Source organism: Stenotrophomonas sp. YJH_SMC_58 (genome assembly GCF_059369635.1).
In genome coordinates, this window is the sequence record NZ_JCAFSW010000002.1 from 117838 (window position 1) to 141873 (window position 24036).

The window sequence follows — 24036 nt, forward strand, 5'->3', positions numbered from 1 at the left end:
GCGGAAGGGATCCGCCCCGGGCATCAGCCGCGGCTGACGCGGCCGACCGGCGTGTTGCCGCCGTCGCCGAGGAACTTGCGCGGGTTGACCACGTTGCCGTTCTCCCACACCTCGAAGTGCACGTGGGCGCCGGTCGAACGACCGGTGGAACCGGCCTTGGCCACTTCCTGCCCGGCACGGACCAGGTCACCGGCCTTCACCACCAGGCGCGAATTGTGCGCGTAGCGGGTGACGTAGCCATTACCGTGGTCGACGTCGACCACGTTGCCGTAACCGCCCTTCACGCCGGCGAAGCTGACCACGCCTTCGGCCACGGCCATCACCGGGTCGCCGACCTTGGCGTGGAAGTCCATGCCCTTGTGGGTCGCGGCACCGCGGCCGAACGGGTCGGCACGGGTGCCGAAGCCGGAGGTCACGTAGCTGTTGCGGATCGGCATGCGCGACGGCACGGCGTTCTGCTGCAGCTGGTGGTCGAACATCAGCGATTCCATCACCGACAACTGGCGGCCTGAAGCAGCGAAACGCTGCTCCAGCACCTGTAAGTCGGCGTTGACGTCCTTGACCGGGATGTCGCTGGTCGGGCCGCCGGCATCGCCATCACCGAGGCCAGGGGTCTCGTTGAAGTCGAATTCGCCATCTTCCAGCTTGCCCATCTGGGTCAGCCGTTCGCCAAGGGCGTTCAGGCGGGTAGCCTGCGCCTGCAGCTCGCCGAGGCGTGCCGCCAGCGCGTTGACCTGGGTCTGCGCATCGCGCTTGACCTTGGCCAGTTCCGCATCCTGGCGCTCGACCTTGGCCTGCAGCCGGGAATCATTCAGCGCGCTGGCGCCAATGCCGCCAGCAAGGCCGATAATGCAGCCTACCCCGAGCACGCTGCCCAGCAGGGCGCGGGGGCGGTCCTCGAAATAGAACCGCAAACGCGCGATCGGCGACGACTTGGCCTGTCCTTCACGCGTTTTGATTACGATCTTTTTGAATGCCATCAGTGAGTTTTCATGTCTGAGCCGAAATCCAGCGTTCGCCCCGCGTCAGTGCCGAAGCCGGCGCTGGATGCGGTGATGGCGGACAAAAGCGGGAACCCGCTGCGGCGTGCCTTGTGGCTCGACGCGCTGGACCGTCAGTTGCGCCCCCAGTTGCCGCCACCTCTGCGCAGCCGTTGCCGGCTGGCCAATGTGGACGGGGAACACCTCGTTTTTCTCGTCGAGTCCCCGGTCTGGCATGCCAAGTTGCGGCTTGCCGAAGCCCAGTTGCTCGACGCGGCCCGTTCCATCGGGCTGAAGGCCACCAGGGTGACCATCAAGACTGCGTCTCCCACTCCCACGCGCTCCCCAGCGCTCGACAACCGGAATGGACCCCACGCAGTTTCAGCCGCCACGCACAAAGGGCTACGCGACGCCTTGGCTTGCCTGCAGGACGTTCCTTCGAAGCCGAAGAAGCGGTCCTGACGACAACGGAGCATCCGGCTCCGCTCCCCGTCGCGCGTGTCACCACGGCGTGAAACATTTCGGGGGCCGAGTCGCATCCTAGCTGCCATCCGGGGGCCTGTCGTTAGATTGTTGTTAAAACTGCGTTAAATTCAGGCTTCCGATCCAACAGGTTCACAAAACCGTGACGCCAAACCGGCCTTGACGCGTGTCAAGCATGCTGAATGCGCCGAACACGCCTGAAACGACAACGCCGCCCTGGAAGGCGGCGTTTTTGTCTTTTAATTCAACAACCTACATAAATCAGGCGTAGGCCGGAGTGGCATATTCGACCGGATCCGGCGTCGCCGGCGAGTCGAAGCTGACCCATTCCCAGGCAGTGGCGTCGGCCATCAGCGCCCGCACCAGCTTGTTGTTGAGGGCGTGACCGGACTTGAAGCCTTCGTAGGCGCCCAGCACCTGGCCACCGGCCAGATAGAGGTCGCCGATCGCATCGAGGATCTTGTGGCGCACGAATTCGTCGGCGTAGCGCAGGCCGTCTTCGTTGAGCACGCGGAACTCGTCCAGCACGATGGCGTTGTCCATCGAACCGCCCAGGCCCAGGTTGCGCTCGCGCATGTATTCCAGGTCGCGCATGAAGCCGAAGGTGCGCGCGCGGGAGATTTCCTTGGTGTAGGCCAGCGTCGAGAACTCGATTTCCTGGCGCGACTGCTTGGCCGGAATCATCGGGTGGTCGAACTGGATGGTGAAGCCCAGCTTGTAGCCCTCGTACGGGCTGAAGCGGGCCACCTTGTCGCCTTCGGTCACTTCCACGGTCTTCAGCACGCGGATGAAGCGCTTGGGCGCATCCTGTTCCACGATGCCCGCCGACTGCAGCAGGAACACGAACGGGCCGGCCGAACCGTCCATGATCGGCAGCTCGGCCGAGGACAGTTCGACAATGATGTTGTCCACGCCCAGGCCGGCCAGCGCCGACATCAGGTGTTCGACGGTCTGGATCTTGGCGTCGTTGCAGGTCAGGCCGGTGCACAGGGTCACTTCGGTGACCAGCTCGGCCTTGGCCGGCACTTCCACCACCGGGTCCAGGTCCACGCGGCGGAACACGATGCCATGGTTGACCGGTGCCGGGCGCAGGGTCATGTAGACCTTGTCGCCGCTGTGCAGGCCAACGCCGGTGGCGCGGATCGTGTTCTTGAGGGTGCGTTGCTGGATCATGGGGGATGGACCGGAAGTGACACATTAGATTAACACGCACGGTCCCCTACCCCGGCTGAAAGGCAGGCAGGACACACCGGCGCGCCAATGGGACGCACATGAAGCAGGGCGGCCGGGCCCATCCTGGCCCGGCGCCCGCGTTTTCAGGACATGGTGGCGCAACCCGGGGAGGACAACCCCGGGCCGGCCCGCTCAGTCCGCCTGGCGGCGCAGGAACGCCGGGATGTCCAGGTAGTCGTTCGGCAGTTCTGCCGCGGCCGGGGCCGAAGAGGACGGCGCCGACGGGGCCGAAGCCGCCGCGGTATCGCTGCTGGCGCGACGCAGGCCCAGGCCCATGCCGCCGACGGCCTTGGACACGGCGTCGCCGCCGTTGTCGAAGTCGCCGAACTCCGGCTGGCCGGTGGTGGCGTTGCGGACCAGCTTGATCGGCGCGCGCTCGCCCGGACGCTGGGCCTTGCTGGCCGACACGCGGTTCAGGCCGGTGGCAACCACGGTCACGCGCACTTCGTCCTGCATGTCCGGGTCGAGCACGGTGCCGACCACCACGGTGGCGTCTTCCGAAGCGAAGCCGTCGATGGTGCGGCCGATCTCGTCGAACTCGGCCATGGTGAAGTCCGCACCGGCGGTGATGTTGACCAGGATGCCGTTGGCACCGGCCAGGTTCACGTCGTCCAGCAGCGGGTTCTGGATGGCCGATTCGGCAGCGGCCTGGGCGCGGTCATCGCCACGGGCGGTGCCGGTACCCATCATCGCCAGGCCCATTTCGGACATGACGGTGCGCACGTCGGCGAAGTCGACGTTGATCAGGCCCGGACGCACGATCAGGTCGGCGATGCCCTGCACGGCGCCCTGCAGCACGTCGTTGGCGGCGCGGAATGCCTGGATCATGGTCGCGTTGCGGCCCAGCACGGTGATCAGCTTCTCGTTCGGGATGGTGATCAGCGAGTCGCAGTGCTGGCTCAGTTCCTCGATGCCCTTCAGCGCCACCTGCATGCGGCGACGGCCTTCGAACGGGAACGGCTTGGTGACCACGGCCACGGTCAGGATGCCCATCTCCTTGGCCAGCTGCGCCACCACCGGTGCAGCGCCGGTGCCGGTGCCGCCGCCCATGCCGGCGGTGATGAACACCATGTCCGCGCCCTGCAGGGCGTCCATGATGCGCTCACGGTCTTCCAGCGCGGCCTGGCGGCCGACTTCCGGGTTCGCGCCTGCGCCCAGGCCCTTGGTCACGTTGGTACCCAGCTGCAGCTGCAGCTTGGCACCGCAATTCTTGATGGCCTGGGAGTCGGTGTTGGCAGTGATGAATTCCACGCCGTCCACCGCCGAGTTGACCATGTGCGCCACGGCATTGCCGCCGCCGCCGCCCACGCCAACCACCTTGATCACCGCATTGGGTGCCATCTTTTCGATCAGTTCAAAATGCGCCATGTCCGTGTCCTCGTTGTATCCGCTTGTCGGTGGCATGGACGGTCGGGCCTCCTGCCTTCGCGTGTCATGTTGCCGTTGCGGCTGTGTGGGTTGTGTATTGCGTTGCTGCGTTGTGATGCGGGTACTGCAGGTGCTGCGCCGGGGTGACCCCGGTGTTACGGGTTCCGCGTCAGAACTCGCCGCGGAACCAGGTCTTGAGTTTCTTGAACATGCTTCCGGCGCGCCCGGTCGGCAGCGACGGCCGCCGCGGGTGCTCGATCTGGCTGCCCATCAGCAGCAGGCCCACGCCGGTGGCATGCACCGGGTTGCCCACCACTTCGCCCAGGCCGGTGACGTGCTGCGGGATGCCCACGCGCACCGGCATCTGCAGCATTTCCTCGGCCAGCTCGACCACGCCTTCCATCTTCGAGGCACCACCGGTCAGCACCATGCCGGCGCGCACCAGTTCCTCGAAGCCGGAGCGGCGCAGTTCGGCCTGCACCATCTCGAAGATTTCCTCGTAACGGCCCTGCACCGCCTGCGCCAGCGAGTGGCGCGGCATGCGGCGCGGCGGCCGGTCGCCGACCGACGGCACCTGGATGCTTTCCTCGGCGGTGGCCAGCTGGGCCAGGGCGCAGGCATAGCGCACCTTGATCTGCTCGGCTTCCGGGGTCGGCGTGCGCAGCATGTGCGCGATGTCGTTGGTCACGTGGTCGCCGGCGATCGGCAGCGAGGCGGTGTGGCAGATCGCGCCCTGCACGAACACCGCGATGTCGGTGGTACCGGCGCCCATGTCGACCAGCACCACGCCCAGCTCGCGCTCGTCGGCGGTCAGCACCGCAACGCTGGAGGCCAGCGAGGACAGCACCAGGTCATCCACCTGCAGGCCGCAGCGCTGCACGCACTTGCTGATGTTGGCCGCCGCCGACTGCGCGCACACAACCAGGTGCGCATGCACCTCCAGGCGCACGCCGGTCATGCCGACCGGGTTGCGGATGCCTTCCTGCGAATCGTCCAGCACGTACTCGCGCGGGATCGCGTGCAGGATCTTCTGGTCGGCCGGAATGGCCACCGCCTTGGCCGCATCGAGCACGCGATCCAGGTCGCCCCAGGTCACTTCCCCGTCGCGGATCGGCACGATGCCCGGCGAGTTCTTGCACTGCACGTGGTTGCCGGAGATCGAGGCGTACACCGAGCGGATCTCGCAGCCGGCCATCAGCTCGGCTTCTTCCACCGCGCGCTGGATCGACTGCACGGTCGATTCGATGTCCACCACCACGCCGCGCTTCAAACCGCGCGACTCGTGCGAGCCGATGCCGATCACTTCGATCGGGTTGCCCGGCGAATACTCGCCCACCAGCGCCACCACCTTGGAGGTGCCGATGTCCAGGCCAACGATCAGCGATTTGTCACCCTTGCGATTCATGTCCTTTCCTGCGTGCTTCTGGCCGGGGTCGCCGGCGTTTTCGCCGGCGTGGCCGGGGTACCCCAGCTCAGCGTGAAACCATTGGTGTAACGGAGGTCGGCGCGCTCGATCGGCGCGTCCTGACGGTTCAGCTGCGGCAGCACCTTGACGAAGCGCTGCATGCGCGAGCGCGCGTCGTCACGGCCCACCACCACTTCGGTGCCGTTGCTCAGCACCAGCGACCAGCTGCCGCGTGCATCCATCGTCACCCGGCGCACGTCGACGCCGGCCGGTGCGAACAATGCACGCGAGTCGCTGTACAGCTTCATCACTTCTTCTGTCTGGCTGTCCGGGCCATCCAGTTCGGGCAGCGCCAGGTCGGCCAGCTTCTTCGGCGTGGGGAACAACTTGCCCTGCTCGGAAACCAGGCGGTCACTGCCCCAGCGCGCGAACGGCTTGTGCTCGACCAGAGTCACCTCCAGCACGTCCGGCCACTGCTTGCGCACCTGCGCGCTTTCCACCCACGGCAGCTGTTCCAGCGCGTCCTGCGCGTCCTGCAGCTTGACCGCAAAGAAGCCGGCGCGCGCATACGGCAACAGCACCTGCTGCAGCTGTTCGGCCGGCACCCGCTTGAACTCACCATGCACGCGCAGCTTCGCCAGCGGCCAGCGCTCGGCGCCGACCCAGCCATTGACCACGGCCACCACCGGCAGTGCAACCACCGACAGCGCCAACAGCCAGACGAAGATGCGCAGCACCGCGTTCATGCGTGCGAGGCCTCCAGGGTCTGTTCCAGCACGCGCCACACCAGCTCTTCGAAGCTGATGCCGGCCTGGCCTGCGGCCTTGGGCACCAGCGAATGGCTGGTCATGCCCGGCGCGGTGTTCACTTCCAGCAGGAAGAAGCGGCCGCTGCTGCGGTCGCGCATCACGTCCACGCGGCCCCAACCACGGCAACCGGCGGCGCGGAACGCGGCCAGCGCGATGCGGCGGATTTCCTCTTCGTCGCCACCGTCCAGGCCCGGGCACAGGTACTGGGTGTCCTCGGCGATGTACTTGGCGTTGTAGTCGTACCACTGGCCCTTGGGCACGATGCGGATCGACGGCAGCGCGACGTCGCCGAGAATGGCCACGGTCAGTTCGTCGCCGACCACCATCTGCTCCATCAGCAGCTGGCCGTCGTAGCGCGCAGCCAGGGCCACGGCCTCATCCAGGCCGGCGTCGTCGGTGACCCGGCTGATGCCCACGCTGGAGCCTTCGTTGGCCGGCTTCACCACCACCGGCAGGCCCAGCTCGGCCGCCAGTGCATGCACGTTCGATGCGTCGACCTTGCGGTATTGCGGGGTCGGCAGGCCCAGCGACAACCACACCTGCTTGGTACGGATCTTGTCCATGCTCAGCGCAGAGCCCAGCACGTCCGAGCCGGTGTACGGCACGCCGAAAGCGTCCATCAGGCCCTGCACGATGCCATCCTCACCACCACCGTTGTGGCCGTGCAGGATGTTGAACACACGGTCGATGCCGCCGGCAGCCAGCGCCTTGGCCAGCGCCGGAATGCCATCCACCGCGAACGCATCGACACCGCGCGACTGCAGTGCTTCCAGTACGTTGCGGCCGGAATCCAGCGACACCTCGCGTTCGCTGGAAGTGCCACCGAGCAGCACGGCGACGCGACCGAATACAGCCGGGTCGGTCACGCGCAGCGGCGGGAAGGTCAGCGCGCTCACGCCTCGCCCTCCCCCTTGAAGCCTTCCACCGCGATGTGGGTAGCCACGGCGCCGATGTCGCCCGCCCCCATCATCAGCAGCAAGTCACCGTCCTGCAGCACGTCCGGCAGCACGCTGGCCAGCTCGGCGGCCTTGCCAACCACCACCGGTTCGCTGCGGCCGCGCGCGCGGATGGCGCGGGCCAGCGCATGCGAGTCGGCACCGGCAATCGGTTCCTCGCCAGCCGGGTAGACCTCGCTCAGCACCAGCGCATCGACGCTGGACAGCACCGCGGCGAACTTGTCGAACTGGTCGCGGGTTCGGCTGTAGCGGTGCGGCTGGAAGGCCACCACCAGGCGCTTGTCGGCCCAGCCACCACGGGCGGCGGCGAACACGGCTTCCAGCTCGCTCGGGTGATGACCGTAGTCATCGATGATGCGAACCTTGGCACCACTGGCGGTGGTCACTTCGCCCAGATCGTTGAAGCGACGGCCGACACCGGCGAAGCCTTCCAGCGCACGCGCGATGGCGTCCGGGGCCACGCCCAGCTGCCAACCCACTGCGGCGGCGGCCAGCGCGTTGAGCACGTTGTGCCTGCCTGGCAGTGCCAGTACCACTTCCTGGCTGGTGCCCTGCGGCAGGCGCAGGGTGAAGCGCATGCGCGACCCATCCTGCACCACGTTCTCGGCGCGCACGTCGGCCTGCGGGCTCATGCCGTAGCTCATCACGTGGCGCGGGGTCCTGGCGGCCAGCGCAGCCACCTCCGGGTCGTCGATGCACAGCACCGCCAGGCCATAGAACGGCAGGCGCTGCAGGAACTCGGCAAACGCCGCCTGCACGCGGGCAAAGTCGTTGCCGTAGTTCTCCAGATGATCGGCATCGATGTTGGTGATGATCGACATCAACGGATTCAGGCGCAGGAAGCTGCCATCGCTTTCGTCGGCCTCGGCCACCAGCCACTGGCCACCACCCAGCTTGGCGTTGGCGCCGGCGGCCAGCAGCTGGCCACCAATCACGAACGTCGGGTCCAGGCCACCTTCGCTCAGCACCGCAGCGGTGAGGCTGGTGGTGGTGGTCTTGCCATGGGTGCCGGCCACGGCGATGCCACGGCGGAAACGCATCAGTTCGGCCAGCATCGCTGCGCGCGGCATGATCGGAATGCGCTGGCTGCGCGCTTCCATCAGTTCCGGGTTGTCTTCGCGGATGGCGCTGGAGACCACCACGCAGTCGGTGCCCAGCACGTTGGCCGCCGAGTGGCCACGCATGATGCGCGCACCCAGGCTGGCCAGGCGGCGGGTCGCCACGTTGTCGGCGTTGTCCGAACCGGACACTTCATAGCCCAGCGTCAGCATCACTTCGGCGATACCGCTCATGCCGGTGCCGCCGATGCCGACGAAATGCACGCGCGGGAATGCGCGCACCAGGTCGTTGGTGTCGTGCAGGCGGCGGATCATGCGCGGCCTCGCGCAGGGCAGGCGCGCTGGCATGCCTTCTTCATACAGCTTCCTCAAGAATGATATCGGCGATGCGCTCGGCGGCATCGACCTTGGCCAAGGCACGCGCGGCTTGCGCCATCTGCATGCGGCGGGCGGGATTTTCGGACAGATCGCGCAGCAGTGAGGCAATGCCTTCGGCCAGCGTTCCGTCCTGCTTCAGCAAAACCGCCGCGCCGCGCTCGACCAGGTACTCCGCATTGCGGGTCTGGTGATCGTCGACGGCAGCGGGGAATGGCACCAGCACACTGCCGACACCGACCGCGCACAGCTCGGCCAGCGTGGACGCGCCGGAGCGGCATACGACCAGATCGGCCCAGGCAAACGCCTCGGCCATGTCGGCGATGAACGGGGTGATCTCCGCCTGCACACCAGCCTTGGCATACGCCTCGACCGCTTCGGCATGCATCTTCTCGCCGCTCTGGTGACGCACCTGCACCGGCACTGTGGCGCCCAGCGCAGCGATGGCCTGCGGCACGCCGGTATTGAGCGCGCGTGCACCCTGGCTGCCGCCCACCACCAGCACGCGCAGCGGACCCTGGCGGTCGGCGAAGCGCTGTTCCGGCGGTGCGATGGCGGCGATCTCCGCACGCACCGGGTTGCCGACAAACTCCTCGCCCTTGGCGAAGGTGCCCGGGAAGCCGGTCAGCAGACGGCGTGCATAGCGCGACAGGATGCGATTGGTCAGGCCCGGTGCGCGGTTCTGCTCATGCACGATCAGCGGCAGGCCATGCAGGCGCGTGGCCATGCCGCCGGGACCGGAGGCGAATCCACCGAAGGCCACCACCGCACGCGGCTGGCGCTTGCGGATGATCATGCCGGCCGCGCGCAGCGCGCGCATCAGCCGCCACGGCGCGCCCAGCAGGGCCAGCTTGCCCTTGCCGCGCAGGCCGGTGATGGCCAGCGTGTCGATCGGAATGTCGTGCTGCGGCACCAGACGGGTTTCCATCGCACCGTCGGCGCCCATCCAGGTGACCGGCACGCCGCGCGCGCGCAGCACGCGGGCCACGGCCAGGCCGGGGAAGATGTGACCGCCGGTACCACCGGCCAGGATCATCACCGGGCGCACGTTGCCGGTGGCTGTGCTCATGACAGCCTCCCGAAGGTCGGTTCGATGCGCGACTGCAGGCGGCTGGTGCCACGCGCAGCGTTCGCTGCAGCGGCAGCCACCGGCTCGGCGCTCATCGGTACGCTGGCGGCCACCGGCGCGGCCGGCTCGTCGCTCGGCTCGGCAGCGGCGTCTTCGGTGCCGCCGATGCGCACGGCCTGGCGGCGCTCGGCGCGCTTGAGTTCATAGGACACGCGCAGCAGCAGGCCCATCGCCACGCAGGTCATCAGCACCGACGAGCCGCCGGAAGAGATCAGCGGCAGGGTCAGGCCCTTGGTCGGCAGGATGCCCAGGTTCACGCCGATCGAAACGAAGGTCTGCATGCTGATCCACAGGCCGATGCCGAAGGCGATGTAGCCGGAGAAGTGCCGCTTCATCTCCACGCAGCGCATGCCCAGCCAGAAGGTCCGGCCGACCAGCAGCGCGTACAGGGCCACGATCACGCAGGTGCCCAGGAAGCCGAATTCCTCGGCGGTGACCGAGAAAATGAAGTCGGTATGCGCTTCGGGCAGGTAGTACAGCTTCTGCACCGAGTTGCCCAGGCCGACGCCGGTCCACTCGCCACGGCCCACCGCCATCAGCGCGTTGGACAGCTGGTAGCCGTCGCCCTGCTGGTCGGCCCACGGGTCCAGGAAGGAGGTGATGCGGCGCATGCGGTACGGCTCGATGATCGCCAGTGCGCTCATGCCGACCAGGCCGATGATCACCGGCATCGACATGCGCGGCATGTTCACCCCGCCCAGCACCAGCATGCCGGCGGTGATCGCCAGCAGCAGGGTGGACGAGCCGAAGTCCGGCTGCAGCAGCAGCAGCACCACCAGCGCCCCGGCCACGCCCAGCGGCTTGAGCATCGCCGGCCAGGTCGCGTTGACCTCGTCGCGGAAACGCACCAGGTAGCTGGACAGCCAGACGATGTAGAGCACTTTCACTGCTTCGACCGTCTGGAACTTGGAGATGCCCAGGTTGATCCAGCGGCGCGCACCGTTGACGGTGCTGCCCAGGCCCGGTGCGAACACCGCCAGCAGCAGCACGAAGCAGCCCAGCAGCAGCATCTGGTTGTACTGCTCGATGGACTTCAGTTCAGTGCGGGCGGCGATGACCGCCAGCACGATACCCACCGCCAGGAAGATCAGGTGGCGGTTGAGGTAGTAGAACGGACTGCTCATCAAGGCGATCGAGCTGGACGCCACCATCACCACGCCCACGCCGGTGAGCGCGATGATCGCGCCCAGCAGCCACTTGTCGTAGCTGCCTTCGATGGCTTCAAGGCGTGTTGCCTGGCGGGACAGGTCGTTCATCTCAGCGCACCTTCAACGTGGCCAGGCCGATCAGCACGAGCACGACGGAGATGATCCAGAAGCGCACGATCACGCGCGGCTCGGGCCAGCCCTTCAGTTCGAAATGGTGGTGGATCGGCGCCATGCGGAACACGCGCTTGCCGGTCAGCTTGAACGAGGCCACCTGGATCATCACCGACAGTGTTTCGATGACGAACACGCCGCCCATGATCACCAGCACCAGTTCCTGGCGGGTGATCACCGCGATCGTGCCCAGCACCGCGCCCAGCGCCAGCGCGCCGATGTCGCCCATGAAGACCATGGCCGGATAGGTGTTGAACCACAGGAAGCCGAGGCCCGCACCGGCGATGGCCGCGCAGATGATGACCAGCTCGCCGGCGCCTGGAATCTGCGGAATCTGCAGGTAGTTGGCGAATACCACGTTGCCCGAGGCATACGCGAACACGCCCAGCGCGCAGGCCACCAGAACGGTTGGCATGATCGCCAGGCCGTCCAGGCCGTCGGTCAGGTTCACCGCGTTGGAGAAACCGACGATCCAGAAGTAGGCGATCGCCACGAAGCCAATGCCGGCCAGCGGCAACGCCACCGACTTGAACATCGGGATGTAGAACGTCAGCGCCGCCGGCACGTCGGCCGTATAGAACAGGAACAGGCCCGCGGCCAGGCCGAAGATCGACTGCAGCAGGTACTTCCAGCGCGACTTCAGGCCGTTCGGGTCACGGCGGACGATCTTGATCCAGTCGTCATACCAGCCGATGGCGCCGAAGCACAGCATCACCGCCAGCACCAGCCACACGTAGCGGTTGCGCAGGTCGGCCCACATCAGTACCGACAGGGTGACGGTGAGCAGGATCAGCGAACCGCCCATGGTCGGCGTGCCGGCCTTGGAGAAATGGGTCTGCGGACCGTCCTTGCGGATCGGCTGGCCGCCCTTGAACTGGGCAAGCTTGCGGATCATCGCCGGGCCAAGCCACAGCGACAGGAACAGGGCCGTCAGCGCGGCAAGGATGGCGCGGAACGTCTGGTAGTTGAACAGCCCGAACAGGCTCTCCAACTGCTGCAACCATCGAGCCAGTTCATACAACATGCGGGGATTCCTCTCCTTGCGCCAGCAGCGCTTTGACGATCAGGTCCATGGCACTGCCACGGGAACCCTTGACCAGGCAGCGCACACCAGCGTGCAACTCGTCCTGCAGCGCCTGCGACAGCGCACCATGGGTATCGAAATGGCGTCCTCCTTCACCGAAGGCGGCCGCAGCGGCGGCACTGAGCGGACCCAGTGCATACAGCCGCTTCAGGCCGGCGGCGCGTGCACGGATGCCGGCCTGCGCATGCAGGGCCTCGCCGTCCGGACCCAGCTCGCGCATGTCGCCCAGCACCAGCCAGCCCTCTTCCGGCGCGGCGGCAAGGGCGTCGATGGCCGCAGCCAGCGAACCGGGGTTGGCGTTGTAGCTGTCGTCCACCAGCACCGCGCCATTGCGCAGCTGATGGGCAATCTGGCGGCCCGGCACCGGCTGCGCTTCGGCCAGGCCGGTCGCGATCAGCGCCAGGTCGACACCGGCGGCCAGCGCCAGGCTGGCGGCGGCCAGCGCATTGCTGACGTTGTGGCGACCGGGCAGGCCAAGCACCACGCGGGCTTCGCCGCTCGGTGCGACCAGGGTGAACTGGCTGCCCTGCGCGCCGGCGCGGATGTCGCGCGCGGTCACCTCGGCGGTATGTTCCAGGCCGTAGCGCAGCACGCGGCAACGCGGCGGGGTGCCGACGAAGTGCTGTTCGAACCAGCGGCCGTAGGCATCGTCCACATTGATCACCGCCACGCCATCGGCCGGCAGCGCGGCATAGATCGCACCCTTGGTCACCGCCACGCCGAGCAGGCTGCCCATGCGTTCCAGGTGCGCCGGGGCAATGTTGTTGACCAGCGCATAGCGCGGGCGGGCGATGTCGGTCAGGTAGGCGATATCGCCCGGCTTGCCGGCGCCCATCTCGTAGACGGCGTAGTCGGCATCTTCCGGCGCATCGATCACCGCCAGCGGCAGGCCGATCTCGTTGTTGCGGTTGCCCGGGTTGGCGTAGACCACCTTGTGGGCGTGCTGTGCCACCTGCTGCAGGATCGACAGCAGCAGGCTCTTCACGCTGGTCTTGCCGTTGCTGCCGGTGATCGCGAACACCTCGGTGCCGCGGTCGCGCTGCATGCCGGTGGCGATCTTCGCCAGTGCCAGTTCGCTGTCGGCCACCAGCACCTGTGGCAGTTCGATCGGCAGCAGGCGCTCGACCAGCAGCGCACTGGCACCGCGCGCCTGCGCGTCGGCGGCAAAGTCATGGCCGTCGAAACGCTCGCCGCGCAGCGCCACATACAGGCTGCCCGGGCCGAGGCTGCGGGTGTCATTGCTGACCGCATCGATGGCCACGTCGTCGCCGTGGATCTCGCCGCCGGCCCAGTGTGCGATCAGCGAAAGCAGGGTGCGCTTCATGCGGTGCCCTCCCCGGCCTGCGCCTCTAGTACACCGGCCTTGGCCGCCAGTGCAGCGGCGGCCACTTCGGTGTCGTCGAAGTCATGGCGCACGCCATTCACTTCCTGGTACGGCTCGTGGCCCTTGCCAGCGATCAGGATGATGTCACCGGCACCGGCACGCTTCACCGCCAGGCCGATCGCACGCGCGCGGCTGCGCTGCACGGTCACGGCGGAGGCATCGGTGAAGCCGGCCAGGATGTCGGCCACGATCACGTCGCCATCCTCGCCACGCGGGTTGTCGTCGGTGACGATGACCTGGTTGGCCAGACGCTCGGCAATGGCCGCCATCTGCGGGCGCTTGCCGGTATCACGCTCGCCGCCGCAGCCGAACACGCAGAACAGCGTGCCCTGCAGGTGGCCATGCAGGCTGTCCAGCGCCTGTTCCAGCGCGTCCGGGGTGTGTGCGTAGTCGACCACCACGGTCGGCAGGCCGTCTTCGCCGCCCAGGCGGTTCATGCGGCCACGGATCGGCTGCAGTGCCGACAGCACCTCGGCGATGCGCGGCAGCGGCTGGCCCTGCGCGTGCAGGGTGCCGGCCACCGCCAGCAGGTTGTCCACGTTGAAGCGGCCCAGCAGCGGCGACTGCACCGCCGCGCGCTGGCCGTCGATGACCAGTTCGAAGGCAATGCCACGGCCATCCAGCTGCAGCGCCTCGGCGCGCACGCTGGCGTCGGTGGCACCGCGCGAGCTCAGGCCGATCGGTTGTACGCCCGCCGGCAGGCCGGCGAACAGCTGGCGGCCGAACGCGTCGTCCAGATTGATCACCGCGGCCTTCAGGCCCGGACGGTGGAACAGCCGCGCCTTGGCCGCGCCGTAGCTGGCCATGTCGCCGTGGTAGTCCAGATGGTCGCGGGTGAGATTGGTGAACACCGCCACGTCGTAGTGCACGGCATCCACGCGACCCTGGTCCAGCGCATGCGAGCTGACTTCCATCGCCACCGCGCGCGCACCGGCGTCGCGCAGCTGCGCCAGCAGCGCATGCATCTGCAGCACCAGCGGCGTGGTGAAGCCGGTCGGCTCGACCGCACCATAAAGTCCGGCGCCCAGCGTGCCGATACTGCCACTGGGCGTACCGAGCAGGTGCCAGGCCTGGGCCAGCAGCTGCACGGTGGAGGTCTTGCCGTTGGTGCCGGTGACACCGACCATCGCCATCGCCCGCGACGGCGCGCCATGGAACTGGTCGGCCATTGCACCCATGCGTGCGCGCAGGCCCGGCACGGCGATCGCATCGGCCGGTGCCGGCAGTTCGACAGGCGCCGGCGGTTCAAACAGGATGACGCTGGCACCGGCGGCGCGGGCCTGCTCGACAAAGCCCAGGCCATGCGCGCCGAAACCGGCGATGGCGACGAAGGCATTGCCGGGACGCACGGCGCGGCTGTCCAGCACCAGGCCGGTCAGAACGGGGTCGTGCCCTGCAAGGGCAACATCCGGAAGCAACTGCGAAAGCAACATCGAAGGACTCATTGCGTGCCTCCCGTAGCGGGCGGCGTCTGGGCGTGCGCGCTCGGCAGCGCAGCATCGAATTCAGCGGCGGCATCCACCGGCAGCGCGGTCTCGGCCGGCGGCGCAGGCAGGATCGAGGCCGAGTGGCCGACCTTGCCGGACTGCTGTGCGGCCAGCCACGACTGCAGGTCGTCCAGTGGCACGTCCATCAGGCGCAGTGTGCCTTCCATCACGTTGTGGTAGACCGGCGCCGACACCAGGCCGCCGTAGAACTTGCCGGCCTGCGGATCGTTGATGACGATGACGGTGGCGAAGCGCGGGTTGGTGGCCGGTACCACGCCAGCGAACAGCGCGTTGTAATGGCCACGCTCGTAACCACCCGGGCCGGCCTTGCGCGCAGTACCGGTCTTGCCGGCCACGCGATAGCCGAGCACCGCCGCCTGCTTGGCGCCGCCCTGGGTGACCACGGTTTCCATCATCGCCACCACCTGCCTGGCGACGTTCTCGTCGATGATCTGCTGGCCTTCATTGCGCTGGCCCTTGACGAAGGTCGGCGCGATCAGACGACCGCCGTTGGCCAGTGCCGAATAGGCGGTAGCGATCTGCAGCGGCGTCACGTTCAGGCCGTAGCCGTAGGACATCGTGGTCTTGGTGGTACCCGACCAGCGCGCCGGGCGCAGCACCACGCCGCCGGATTCACCGGGGAAACCGCTGTGCGGTACCGAGCCATAACCAAAGCGGCGCACGCCGTCGTAGAACACCTGGTCCGGCATCTTCGCCGCGACCTTGGCCGCACCCACGTTCGAACTGCGCGTGATCACGCCAGTCACGTTCAGCACGCCGTTGTTGCGCGGCACGTCACGGATGGTGAAGCGGCCCAGGGTCATGTAACCCGGATTGGTATCGATGATGGTGTCCTTGGTCACCGCACCGGCCTGCAGTGCGGTAGCGATGGTCAACGGCTTCATCGTCGAACCCGGCTCGACCAGATCGGTCACCGCACGGTTGCGGCGCGCATCGGGCAGCGCGCCGGTCAGCGAATTCGGGTTGTAGGTCGGCAGGTTGACCATGGCCAGGATCTCGCCGGTGGTCACGTCCATGATCACCATCGAACCGCCCGCTGCCTTGTTGGCCACCAGCGCGTTGCGCAGTTCCTTGAACGCCAGGTACTGGATGCGGCGGTCGATGCTGAGGGTCAGGTCCTTGCCCGGCTCAGCGGCGCGCAGCAGATCGCTCTCGACGGTCTCGCCCTTGCGGTTGCGGATCACCCGCTTCGCACCGGCCTTGCCGCGCAGCCATTCGTCGAACGCCAGCTCCAGGCCTTCCTGGCCGCGGTCGTCGATGTTGGTGAAGCCCAGCACGTGCGCCATCGCCTCACCCTGCGGGTAGAAGCGGCGGAACTCGCGCTGCGCGGCCACGCCCGGAATCTTCAGCGCGACCACCTTCTCTGCCTCGTCCGGATTGATCCGGCGACGCAGGTACATGAATTCCTTGTCCGACTTCTGCGACAGGCGGCTGCTCAGCTCGTCCACCGACATGCCGACCGCCTGGGCCAGCTCCGGGATGCGCTCGGGCGAACGCAACAGGTCCTGCGGATTGACCCAGATCGAGGCGACCGGCGTGGATACCGCCAGCGGCTCGCCGTTGCGGTCGGTGATCATGCCGCGCGAGGTCTTGATCGGCAGCTCGCGCAGGTAACGGGCCTCGCCCTGGCGCTGGTAGAAGTCGCTGTTGATGATCTGCACGTAGGCAGCACGACCGACCAGCGACACCGAGCACAGGCCGAGCGCGAGCGCGACCCAGCGCAGGCGCTGGCGCAGGTTGAAGGCATTGCGCGGGCGGTTGCGGCCGGCCTTGCTCATGGCCGCACCACCACGATGTCGGCGGCCTCGGGGAACTTCATGCCGAGCTTCTCGCGGGCAATGCGGTCCACGCGGTTGGCCTCGGCCAGGGTCGCCTGCTCCAGCTGCAGGCGGCCGAATTCCAGGTTGATGTCATCGCGCTTGCGCTCGGCGCGCGACAGTTCGATGAACGTCTGCCGATGACGGTGACGCACGAACACGACGCCGATCGCCGAGGCCACGGTGGACGCCAGCAGGATGATCAGCAGCAGCCGGCTCATGCGTCGGCCTCCCGCTTCTGGGCCACGCGCAGCACGGCGCTGCGCGCACGCGGATTGGCGGCCAGTTCCTCGTCGGTAGCCTTGATGGCACCGCCGATCAGGTCCAGCGTCGGCACGAACGCCACCGCCTCAGGCAGGCGGCGGTTGGCCGGCGGCGCCTTGGCCAGGCGGTTCATGTACTGCTTGACGATGCGGTCTTCCAGCGAATGGAAGCTGATCACCGCCAGCCGGCCACCGGGCTTGAGCCGCTCCACCGCCGCATCCAGCCCCGCTTCCAGATCGGCCAGCTCGCGGTTGATGTGGATGCGGATGGCCTGGAAGCTGCGCGTGGCCGGGTGGATCTTGTCTTTCCCACGCGGCATCACCGAGGCGATCAGCTCGGCCAGTTCGGCGGTGCGGGAGAAGGGCTGCTTCTCACGGCGGGCCACGATGGCACGGGCGATGCGGCGGCTCTGGCGTTCTTCGCCATAGGTCCACAGCACGTCGGCAATTTCGCGCTCTTCCACGCGGTTGATCCACTGCGCGGCGCTTTCACCGCTGTCCGGGTCCATGCGCATGTCCAGCGGGCCGTCCTTGCCGAAGCTGAAGCCACGTTCGGCCACGTCCAGCTGCGGCGACGACACGCCCAGGTCGAACAGCACGCCGTCCAGGCCTTCGGCCGTCGCATCCCACTGCAGCAGCTGGGCGAAGCTGCCACGGAAGATGGACACGCGCGGGTCCGGCGCGAAATCGCGCTCGGCAACGGCGATGGCTTCCGGATCCTTGTCCATGACCAGCAGGCGCCCCTCGGGACCGAGCTGGGTGAGCACGCCACGTGCATGACCGCCACGACCGAACGTACCATCCAGATAACGTCCGTTTTCGATCACCCTCAGGCCTTCAAGGACCTGGGTGTACAGGACCGGCAGGTGCACCGCCGGCGACTGCGACACCGGAAGGTGACCGGTCTGCGCTTCTGGGCGCATCCGGGCACCCCGGCTCACAACTTCAGGTCGAGCAACCCATCACCCAGATCCTCGTCAGACAACGTCTGCTGGATCAGGGCCCGATGCGCCTGCTCGCTCCACAATTCGAACTTGTCGCCCATACCGAGCAATACCGCCTTCTTCTCAATGCCCACCGCACCGCGGTGGCTGGCGGGGATGCTGATGCGACCGTTGCCGTCCAGTTCCAGATGGGCGGCCGAGCCGACCAGCTTCTGCTGCAACAGGCGCACGACGCGCTGGGTGTTGGGCTTGGACATGACGTCGTCGCGGACCCGCTCCCATTCCGACTCTGCATACAGCCACAGGCAGCCGGCTTCGAACGGGTTGTAGGTCAGCACGAGACGGTTGTTGCTGGCGCGCGCGACGAGGTCGCGGTAAGCGGTGGGAACCGCCATGCGCCCTTTATCGTCAACTGTGATGGCCGTCTCGCCCTGGAACACGACGCGTGCACCTATCCTTCGCCCGGTGAAACATTGAACCACGAAAACCCACAAAACACCCGGATTTCCCTCTGATGCCCACCTTAGCAGCGGCCGAGGGGTTGTCAACAACTTTTCAGCGGGGAAATCGCCAGCCGCATCAATGGCTTGCAACAACCTTTAGAGAATTGTTCAAGGCTTATCCACAAGTTGCTGATCCGTCTCAATTTTTGAGATTGAACGGAAGTTCAGGGCTGTGGACAAGGCGTGAAACATCGCCCGCGCATTCATCCGGAACCGGCCGGAAACGCCGCCGGACTGCGCAAACGATGCACAATGAGGCCATGTGCCTGCTCGCTCTTGGCTGGATGCACCACCCGCGCTGGCGGCTGGTGATGACCGGCAACCGTGATGAGTTCCACGCCCGCCCGACCGCGGCGCTGGCCCCCTGGCAGGATGAGACCTCCGTCATCGGAGGGCGCGACCTGCGCTCCGGCGGTGGCTGGGCCGGCGTCGGCGCCGGCGGCCGCATGGCCGTGGTCACCAATGTCCGTGATCCGCTGGCCGCACAGACCGGCCCGTCCCGGGGTGCACTGGTGGCCGACTTCCTGCGCGGCCGCGACCCCGCCGCCGTGCATATCGACCGGCTGGCCACCGTGGCGGGCGCGTATGCGCCCTTCAACCTGCTGCTGGCCGATGGCGACAGCCTGGAGTACCTCGGCAACCACCCCGCCGAGCGCCAGAGCCTGGGCCCGGGCGTGCATGGCATGTCCAACGGCGCGCTGGACGCGCCCTGGCCGAAGACCCGACGGCTGATGGACGCGCTGTCTGCGTGGCTGCAGGCCGGCGATGAGGATCTGGCCCCGCTCTGGGCCGCGCTGGCCGACGAACATCGCCCCGCCGACAGCGACCTGCCCGACACCGGCATCGGCCTGGAACGCGAGCGCTGGCTGAGCCCGGCGTTCATCCGTGGCGACGATTACGGCACCCGCGCCAGCACCGTGCTGCTGATCGACGCCGAGGGCCACGGCGAGATCCACGAGCGCCGCTTTGGCCCGCAGGGCGCAGCCAACGGACAGAGCCACGTCATTTTCTGACCGGGTAATGCCGGCCGCTGGCCGGCAACCTCCGGATCTTCGGGCAGGCCACGCAGCTGCCGGCCAGCGGCCGGCACTACCTGCTCCAGGACTGCCAACGGCGTCATTCAGCTTCCCGGCGCAGCGCCTTCTCGCCCGCGCCACAGGGCCTGCGCCGCTGAGGTCATCCCACTGTGCCCCTTTTGCGTCTCGCACTGTGTCTATAAATGCCGCCCGCAACCTCCCAAGGTGCTCATGCCCGGCGCCATGCCGCGCGATCCACATCCACATGGAGGCCCCATGCGCCGTACCCTCATCCTGCTCGCCACCCACCTGCTCACCCTCGGCCTGGGCTTCGGCCTGGGCATCTACCTGCTGCCGATCCTGATCGCTCCCGATGACCCGCCGGTCGCGAAGGTGCAGGCGGCGATGGGCGACGCCCGCTACCACACCACCTTCCGTCGCGACCTCAAGGGCAGCGACGCGGTGCACTGGGCCGAAGGCAACGTCAGCGTCAGCGCCCGCCAGGTCGCGTTCGACGGCAAGATGGGCCCGGGGCCGGACTACAAGGTCTACCTGGTCCGCGACTTTGTCGACAACAAGGCCGATTTCCTGAAGATCAAGGCGCAGGCCCAGCGCATCGGCGAGGTGAAGACGTTCAACCGCTTCCTGGTGGAGGTGCCTGCGAACGTGGACGTGGACGACTACACCACCGTGGTGGTGTGGTGTGAACGGTTCGAGCAGTTCATCTCCGCCGGGCAGTACCGTACGCCGGGTTGAAGACCGCGCGACGTCGAGGTAGTGACGGCCGCTGGCCGGTATTCTGTCCGCCGCTGCTGGCAGCGTGAAGCTGCCGGCCAGCGGCCGGCACTACCGATGCGCGGTTCACGCATATGCAAGCACGCATGTAGAAGAAAGAGGCGGAGCCGGCCGATAAGCCGGGTTCTGTCGTGGACAGTCATTCCTCTAGGCGTTACGTCACCGCAACGCTCAAGCAACCTACCCGGATCCAACGCGGGCCGCGCCAAAGGATCCCTATTTGGTCTTGCTCCAGGTGGGGTTTGCCGTGCCGGTCTGTTGCCAGACTCGCGGTGCGCTCTTACCGCACCATTTCACCCTTACCGGCCTTCCGAAGAAGACGTAGGCGGTATCTTTCTGTTGCACTTTCCGTCGGCTTGCGCCGCCCAGGCGTTACCTGGCACCTTGCCCTATGGAGCCCGGACTTTCCTCGGCACCCCCGAAGGGATGACGCGACTGTCTGGCCGGCTCCGCCAGCGCACATTCTAGCCTACGCACGCCCTTCCTGCCGTGCTGATCGCGGCATCCGGTTCATCCATCCACGCATGGCGTGGATCTACCGACTCCGCTGCTCTGGTGGGTGCGGATTCCGCTCTGGTGGGTGCGGACCTTGGTCCGCACGATCCATCAACTGCCGTACAACGCCTTGCGCGGTGCACCGGTCAACTCTGCCGCCAGCTTCGCCGCGGTCGACGGCGGCAGGTGCTCGCTCAGCTTGGCGTAGACGCGGCGGCCATGCGCCAGCTGCGCTTCCTCATCGTCGCCGGCGCCCTGCACCATCACCACGAACTCGCCCTTGCGCTGGTTCTCGTCAGCTTCCACCTTCGCCAGCAGGCCGGCCAGGTCGCCATCGAGCACGGTCTCGAACAGCTTGGTCAGCTCACGCGCCAGCACCGCAGGGCGTTCGCCGCCGAAGATCGCCGCCATGTCCGCCAGCGACTCGGCGATGCGATGCGAGGATTCGTAGAACACCATCGTGCGTACTTCACCGGCCAGCGCCTGCAGGCGGTCGCGGCGGCCGCTGGCCTTGGCCGGCAGGAAACCCTCGAAGCTGAAGCGGTCACTGGGCAGGCCGGCCACGCTCAGCGCGGCGATGGCGGCACAGGCGCCGGGAATCGGGCTGACCTTGATGCCCGCCGCACGCGCGGCACGCACCAGACGGAAACCGGGGTCACTGACCAGCGGGGTGCCAGCATCGCTGACCAGCGCCAGCGATTCGCCGGCCTGCAGGCGCGACACCAAGCGCTGGGCCAGGGCCTCTTCATTGTGTTCGTGCAGGGCCACCAATGGCTGCTGGATGCCGAAATGGGAAAGCAGCTGGCCACTGCGGCGGGTGTCTTCGGCACAGATGGCCGCCACCGAGCGCAGCACCTCCTGCGCGCGCGGGCTCAGATCGGCCAGGTTGCCGATCGGGGTGGCGACGACGTACAGGGTTGGCACACTCATTTCAGCGGTACTCACGGGGCAAGGGTAGAATCGTAGCGTGTACCCGGCCAAGGCCGCTGCCCTCATCGCATGGACCCGATCATGAACAAGCCCGCCGCACGGATCTCCGCCCTGTCGCTGTCGTTGATGCTGCTGGCCGGCTGTGCCACCACCAGCTTGACCAGCGCGCCCGAATCGCCGGCCCAGAGCCAGGCGCTGGCGCTGATCGACCAGGGCAAGCCGCGCGACGCCGCACTGCAGTTGGAAGGCCTTGCTGCCACCCTGCGCGGCGGAGCCCGCACCAATGCCCTGGCCGATGCGGCCTGGGCCTGGCACCTGGCCGGCGACAGCGCCCGCGCGCGCAGCCTGCTGGGTCAGCTCACCGCCCGCCAGCTGACCGGCGCCAGCCTGCAGCGCTACCAGTTGACCGGTGCCGAGCTTGCGCTGGCCGACAAGCAGCCGGGGCAGGCCCTGGCCCTGCTGAAGGACCACGGCGACAACGTGCTGCCGGCACTGCGGACGCGCTGGTATCTGGCCCGCGCCACTGCGCTGCAGGGCACCGGCGATGCCTTCGGCGCCGCCACCGAACGTGCCCGCGCCCATGCCAGCCTGACCGGCAGTGCGCGCAGCGAGAACCAGGCCGCCATCGCCGGCCTGCTCGGTACCCTCGACGACGCCACCCTGCGCAGTCGTGCCGCCGCCCTGCCGGCCAACGACCCGCTGTACAACTTCGCCGGCCGCGCACTGATCGCACGCGGCCTGCCGCTGCCGCGACCGTTCGACCGCGATGGCGCCGCCCAGTTCGACACCAGCAAGCGCCCGCCGGCGATGAGCGACGGTTACCGCCCGCCGGCCAAGCTGGCCGTGCTGCTGCCGCTCAGCGGCCGCCTGGCCACCGCCGCGCAGCCGGTGCGCGATGGCCTGCTGGCCGCGTACTACGGCGAGACCCGCCGCCGCCCGGACATCAACTTCATCGACACCGCCGGTACCCCGGCCGGTGCCCTCGCCGCCTATGACAAGGCCGTGGCCTCCGGTGCCGACTTCGTGGTCGGCCCGCTGGGCCGCGACGAAGTGGACGCGGTGTACGGCCGTAAGCAGCTGCAGGTGCCGGTGCTGGCGCTGAACCGTGGCAAGGATGCGCCGCCGGCCGGCAGCGCCGGTTTCTCGCTGGCACCGGAAGATGACGGCATCGTCGCCGCTGAATACCTGCGTGGTCGCGAGCGCGGCAAGGCGCTGGTGATCAACAGCGCCGACGATACCGGCCGCCGTGCCGCCGCCGCCTTCGCCCAGCGCTTCGCCCAGCGTGGCGGCCAGGTGGTGGCCACCATCGGCGTCAGCGATGCAGTCGGCGATGTCGGTGCGCAGGTGCGCAATGCCGGCCAGGTCGATGCCGTGTTCCTCGCCGTGCGTGCGCCGCAGGCGCGCCTGCTGGCACCGCAGCTGGCGCTGGCCGGTGCCGGCGGCGCCACCCGCGTCGGCACCTCGCAACTGACCATCGGCAGCGGCAAGGTGGAAGAAGACGTGGCGCTGGACGGCATCGTCTACCCGAACGAAGCCTGGAACGTGCGCAGCGTGTCGGGCCTGCCGTCGGCCAGCCAGGTCGCCAGCACCCTGCCCAGCGCACGCGGTGCAGCCGGCCGCCTGTTCGCTTTCGGCGCCGATGCCTGGAAGATCACCGCCTATCTGGACAAGCTGTCCAACGAAGGCGGCCTGGACGGTGCCACCGGCACCCTGTTCCTGGACAGCAACGGCAACATCCTGCGCCAGCCGGCCTGGTCCACCTTCAATGGCGGCCGGCCGATGCCGATCGCCGGTGGTCGCTGAGCGCAGCCAACGGGGCTCGGCGGTGGAAGCCGCCGCCGAGCAGCATCTGCAACAGGCGGGACTGCAGCCGCGTGCGCGCAACGTGCGCTATCGCGGCGGTGAACTGGACCTTGTGATGGACGATGCCGGCACCGTGGTGTTCGTGGAAGTGCGCTATCGCGCGCGATCGGATTTCGGTGGCGGTGCCGCTTCGGTGGATGTGCGCAAGTGCCGACGCCTGGCGCACGCCGCGCAGCTGTACCTGCAGGACAACCCGGCGCTGGCCGATGCACCCTGCCGTTTTGATGTGGTCGACGCCACCGGCGAGCCGCCGCAGCTGCGGTGGCTGCGTGATGCGTTCCGGCTGGATGATTGCTGATGGGTACCGTCCGCTCTGGTA

At 67.7% G+C, this 24036-nt stretch carries 21 protein-coding genes, 1 other RNA gene and 1 pseudogene; 5 read left to right on the forward strand and 18 right to left on the reverse strand.

Annotated features, from left to right (window positions below; genetic code table 11):
* Positions 1-23: 23 nt before the first annotated feature.
* Entirely contained in the window at positions 24-980 is a 957-nt protein-coding gene (locus AC5P68_RS03055) for a M23 family metallopeptidase (RefSeq protein ID WP_033834438.1), read from the reverse strand.
* A gap of 12 nt (positions 981-992) precedes the next feature.
* Here AC5P68_RS03055 and AC5P68_RS03060 point away from each other — a divergent pair, with 12 nt between their 5' ends.
* On the forward strand, positions 993-1442 hold the full coding sequence (locus tag AC5P68_RS03060) for a DciA family protein (protein ID WP_005408086.1): 450 nt from the start codon (positions 993-995) through the stop codon (positions 1440-1442).
* Positions 1443-1724: 282 nt separating this feature from the next.
* Here the strand turns inward: AC5P68_RS03060 and lpxC are convergent, their stop codons facing one another.
* The 15 genes and pseudogenes from lpxC to mraZ all read right to left on the reverse strand — a co-directional run bounded on the left by lpxC (position 1725) and on the right by mraZ (position 18555).
* Entirely contained in the window at positions 1725-2636 is a 912-nt protein-coding gene (gene lpxC, locus AC5P68_RS03065; RefSeq protein WP_005408085.1) for a UDP-3-O-acyl-N-acetylglucosamine deacetylase, read from the reverse strand.
* Between the two features lie 192 nt (positions 2637-2828).
* Complete coding sequence (gene ftsZ, locus AC5P68_RS03070) at positions 2829-4064, reverse strand: cell division protein FtsZ (RefSeq protein WP_005408084.1); 1236 nt, start codon at positions 4062-4064, stop codon at positions 2829-2831.
* A 169-nt stretch (positions 4065-4233) separates the two neighbouring features.
* A complete protein-coding gene (gene ftsA, locus AC5P68_RS03075) occupies positions 4234-5469 on the reverse strand; it encodes a cell division protein FtsA (protein ID WP_005408083.1) in 1236 nt (411 codons plus the stop codon).
* A 68-nt stretch (positions 5470-5537) separates the two neighbouring features.
* Positions 5538-6215, reverse strand: a pseudogene (locus AC5P68_RS03080) (cell division protein FtsQ/DivIB); the annotation flags it as partial.
* Positions 6212-7174: a D-alanine--D-alanine ligase gene (locus AC5P68_RS03085; RefSeq protein ID WP_049402364.1), complete on the reverse strand. Its 963-nt coding sequence runs from the start codon at positions 7172-7174 to the stop codon at positions 6212-6214. The pseudogene AC5P68_RS03080 and the gene AC5P68_RS03085, both read right to left, overlap by 4 nt.
* The gene (murC, locus tag AC5P68_RS03090; protein WP_049402366.1) at positions 7171-8607 is read right to left on the reverse strand and encodes a UDP-N-acetylmuramate--L-alanine ligase; all 1437 of its coding nucleotides are present in this window, start codon (positions 8605-8607) and stop codon (positions 7171-7173) included. The genes AC5P68_RS03085 and murC overlap by 4 nt, the downstream gene beginning before the upstream one ends.
* Before the next feature lie 40 nt (positions 8608-8647).
* Entirely contained in the window at positions 8648-9736 is a 1089-nt protein-coding gene (murG, locus tag AC5P68_RS03095; RefSeq protein ID WP_049402367.1) for an undecaprenyldiphospho-muramoylpentapeptide beta-N-acetylglucosaminyltransferase, read from the reverse strand.
* Positions 9733-11052 carry a putative lipid II flippase FtsW gene (gene ftsW, locus AC5P68_RS03100; protein ID WP_005408078.1) on the reverse strand — a complete coding sequence of 440 codons (1320 nt, stop codon included), beginning with the start codon at positions 11050-11052 and terminating at the stop codon, positions 9733-9735. Before ftsW ends, murG begins: the two co-directional genes overlap by 4 nt.
* Before the next feature lies 1 nt (position 11053).
* Positions 11054-12139 carry a phospho-N-acetylmuramoyl-pentapeptide-transferase gene (gene mraY, locus AC5P68_RS03105; RefSeq protein ID WP_033834434.1) on the reverse strand — a complete coding sequence of 362 codons (1086 nt, stop codon included), beginning with the start codon at positions 12137-12139 and terminating at the stop codon, positions 11054-11056.
* Positions 12129-13523, reverse strand: a complete 1395-nt coding sequence (locus AC5P68_RS03110) for a UDP-N-acetylmuramoyl-tripeptide--D-alanyl-D-alanine ligase (RefSeq protein ID WP_005408077.1) — start codon at positions 13521-13523, stop codon at positions 12129-12131. The genes mraY and AC5P68_RS03110 overlap by 11 nt, the downstream gene beginning before the upstream one ends.
* Positions 13520-15028 (reverse strand): UDP-N-acetylmuramoyl-L-alanyl-D-glutamate--2,6-diaminopimelate ligase, encoded by a 1509-nt coding sequence (locus AC5P68_RS03115; protein ID WP_111108791.1) that lies wholly within the window; start codon positions 15026-15028, stop codon positions 13520-13522. Before AC5P68_RS03115 ends, AC5P68_RS03110 begins: the two co-directional genes overlap by 4 nt.
* Entirely contained in the window at positions 15025-16869 is a 1845-nt protein-coding gene (locus AC5P68_RS03120) for a peptidoglycan D,D-transpeptidase FtsI family protein (RefSeq protein ID WP_033834432.1), read from the reverse strand. The genes AC5P68_RS03115 and AC5P68_RS03120 overlap by 4 nt, the downstream gene beginning before the upstream one ends.
* On the reverse strand, positions 16866-17129 hold the full coding sequence (ftsL, locus tag AC5P68_RS03125; protein ID WP_005412242.1) for a cell division protein FtsL: 264 nt from the start codon (positions 17127-17129) through the stop codon (positions 16866-16868). Before ftsL ends, AC5P68_RS03120 begins: the two co-directional genes overlap by 4 nt.
* Positions 17126-18094 carry a 16S rRNA (cytosine(1402)-N(4))-methyltransferase RsmH gene (gene rsmH / locus AC5P68_RS03130; protein WP_012479154.1) on the reverse strand — a complete coding sequence of 323 codons (969 nt, stop codon included), beginning with the start codon at positions 18092-18094 and terminating at the stop codon, positions 17126-17128. The genes ftsL and rsmH overlap by 4 nt, the downstream gene beginning before the upstream one ends.
* Positions 18095-18108: 14 nt before the next feature.
* A complete protein-coding gene (gene mraZ / locus AC5P68_RS03135; protein WP_004143635.1) occupies positions 18109-18555 on the reverse strand; it encodes a division/cell wall cluster transcriptional repressor MraZ in 447 nt (148 codons plus the stop codon).
* Positions 18556-18878: 323 nt separating this feature from the next.
* On the opposite strand from mraZ, the gene AC5P68_RS03140 reads away from it, so the two are divergent.
* Both AC5P68_RS03140 and AC5P68_RS03145 read left to right on the forward strand, forming a co-directional pair.
* Positions 18879-19631: an NRDE family protein gene (locus AC5P68_RS03140; RefSeq protein WP_033834460.1), complete on the forward strand. Its 753-nt coding sequence runs from the start codon at positions 18879-18881 to the stop codon at positions 19629-19631.
* A 279-nt stretch (positions 19632-19910) separates the two neighbouring features.
* Positions 19911-20390, forward strand: a complete 480-nt coding sequence (locus AC5P68_RS03145) for a DM13 domain-containing protein (protein ID WP_005412238.1) — start codon at positions 19911-19913, stop codon at positions 20388-20390.
* A 138-nt stretch (positions 20391-20528) separates the two neighbouring features.
* On the opposite strand, the gene rnpB is transcribed toward AC5P68_RS03145, so the two are convergent.
* Positions 20529-20880: RNase P RNA component class A (rnpB, locus tag AC5P68_RS03150), an RNA gene on the reverse strand.
* Positions 20881-21035: 155 nt separating this feature from the next.
* Positions 21036-21854, reverse strand: coding sequence for a 16S rRNA (cytidine(1402)-2'-O)-methyltransferase (gene rsmI, locus AC5P68_RS03155; RefSeq protein WP_005412235.1), 819 nt, complete (start codon positions 21852-21854; stop codon positions 21036-21038).
* 81 nt (positions 21855-21935) lie between these two features.
* Between rsmI and AC5P68_RS03160 the strand changes: the two genes are divergently transcribed.
* Positions 21936-23657: a penicillin-binding protein activator gene (locus AC5P68_RS03160; RefSeq protein ID WP_049402415.1), complete on the forward strand. Its 1722-nt coding sequence runs from the start codon at positions 21936-21938 to the stop codon at positions 23655-23657.
* On the forward strand, positions 23647-24015 hold the full coding sequence (locus tag AC5P68_RS03165) for a YraN family protein (protein WP_174842129.1): 369 nt from the start codon (positions 23647-23649) through the stop codon (positions 24013-24015). Before AC5P68_RS03160 ends, AC5P68_RS03165 begins: the two co-directional genes overlap by 11 nt.
* The last annotated feature ends 21 nt before the right edge of the window (positions 24016-24036 follow it).

What these genes read in the sequence shown, in the direction of transcription:
- AC5P68_RS03060 (WP_005408086.1), top strand. Translation starts at nt 993, where the DNA reads ATGTCTGAGCCGAAATCCAGCGTTCGCCCCGCGTCAGTGCCGAAGCCG.
- ftsA (WP_005408083.1), bottom strand. Translation starts at nt 5,469, where the DNA reads ATGAATCGCAAGGGTGACAAATCGCTGATCGTTGGCCTGGACATCGGC.
- ftsW (WP_005408078.1), bottom strand. Translation starts at nt 11,052, where the DNA reads ATGAACGACCTGTCCCGCCAGGCAACACGCCTTGAAGCCATCGAAGGC.
- rsmI (WP_005412235.1), bottom strand. Translation starts at nt 21,854, where the DNA reads ATGAGTGTGCCAACCCTGTACGTCGTCGCCACCCCGATCGGCAACCTG.
- AC5P68_RS03110 (WP_005408077.1), bottom strand. Translation starts at nt 13,523, where the DNA reads ATGAAGCGCACCCTGCTTTCGCTGATCGCACACTGGGCCGGCGGCGAG.
- mraY (WP_033834434.1), bottom strand. Translation starts at nt 12,139, where the DNA reads ATGTTGTATGAACTGGCTCGATGGTTGCAGCAGTTGGAGAGCCTGTTC.
- ftsZ (WP_005408084.1), bottom strand. Translation starts at nt 4,064, where the DNA reads ATGGCGCATTTTGAACTGATCGAAAAGATGGCACCCAATGCGGTGATC.
- lpxC (WP_005408085.1), bottom strand. Translation starts at nt 2,636, where the DNA reads ATGATCCAGCAACGCACCCTCAAGAACACGATCCGCGCCACCGGCGTT.
- AC5P68_RS03055 (WP_033834438.1), bottom strand. Translation starts at nt 980, where the DNA reads ATGGCATTCAAAAAGATCGTAATCAAAACGCGTGAAGGACAGGCCAAG.
- AC5P68_RS03115 (WP_111108791.1), bottom strand. Translation starts at nt 15,028, where the DNA reads ATGAGTCCTTCGATGTTGCTTTCGCAGTTGCTTCCGGATGTTGCCCTT.
- murG (WP_049402367.1), bottom strand. Translation starts at nt 9,736, where the DNA reads ATGAGCACAGCCACCGGCAACGTGCGCCCGGTGATGATCCTGGCCGGT.
- murC (WP_049402366.1), bottom strand. Translation starts at nt 8,607, where the DNA reads ATGATCCGCCGCCTGCACGACACCAACGACCTGGTGCGCGCATTCCCG.
- AC5P68_RS03120 (WP_033834432.1), bottom strand. Translation starts at nt 16,869, where the DNA reads ATGAGCAAGGCCGGCCGCAACCGCCCGCGCAATGCCTTCAACCTGCGC.
- ftsL (WP_005412242.1), bottom strand. Translation starts at nt 17,129, where the DNA reads ATGAGCCGGCTGCTGCTGATCATCCTGCTGGCGTCCACCGTGGCCTCG.
- AC5P68_RS03160 (WP_049402415.1), top strand. Translation starts at nt 21,936, where the DNA reads ATGAACAAGCCCGCCGCACGGATCTCCGCCCTGTCGCTGTCGTTGATG.
- AC5P68_RS03140 (WP_033834460.1), top strand. Translation starts at nt 18,879, where the DNA reads ATGTGCCTGCTCGCTCTTGGCTGGATGCACCACCCGCGCTGGCGGCTG.
- rsmH (WP_012479154.1), bottom strand. Translation starts at nt 18,094, where the DNA reads ATGCGCCCAGAAGCGCAGACCGGTCACCTTCCGGTGTCGCAGTCGCCG.
- AC5P68_RS03145 (WP_005412238.1), top strand. Translation starts at nt 19,911, where the DNA reads ATGCGCCGTACCCTCATCCTGCTCGCCACCCACCTGCTCACCCTCGGC.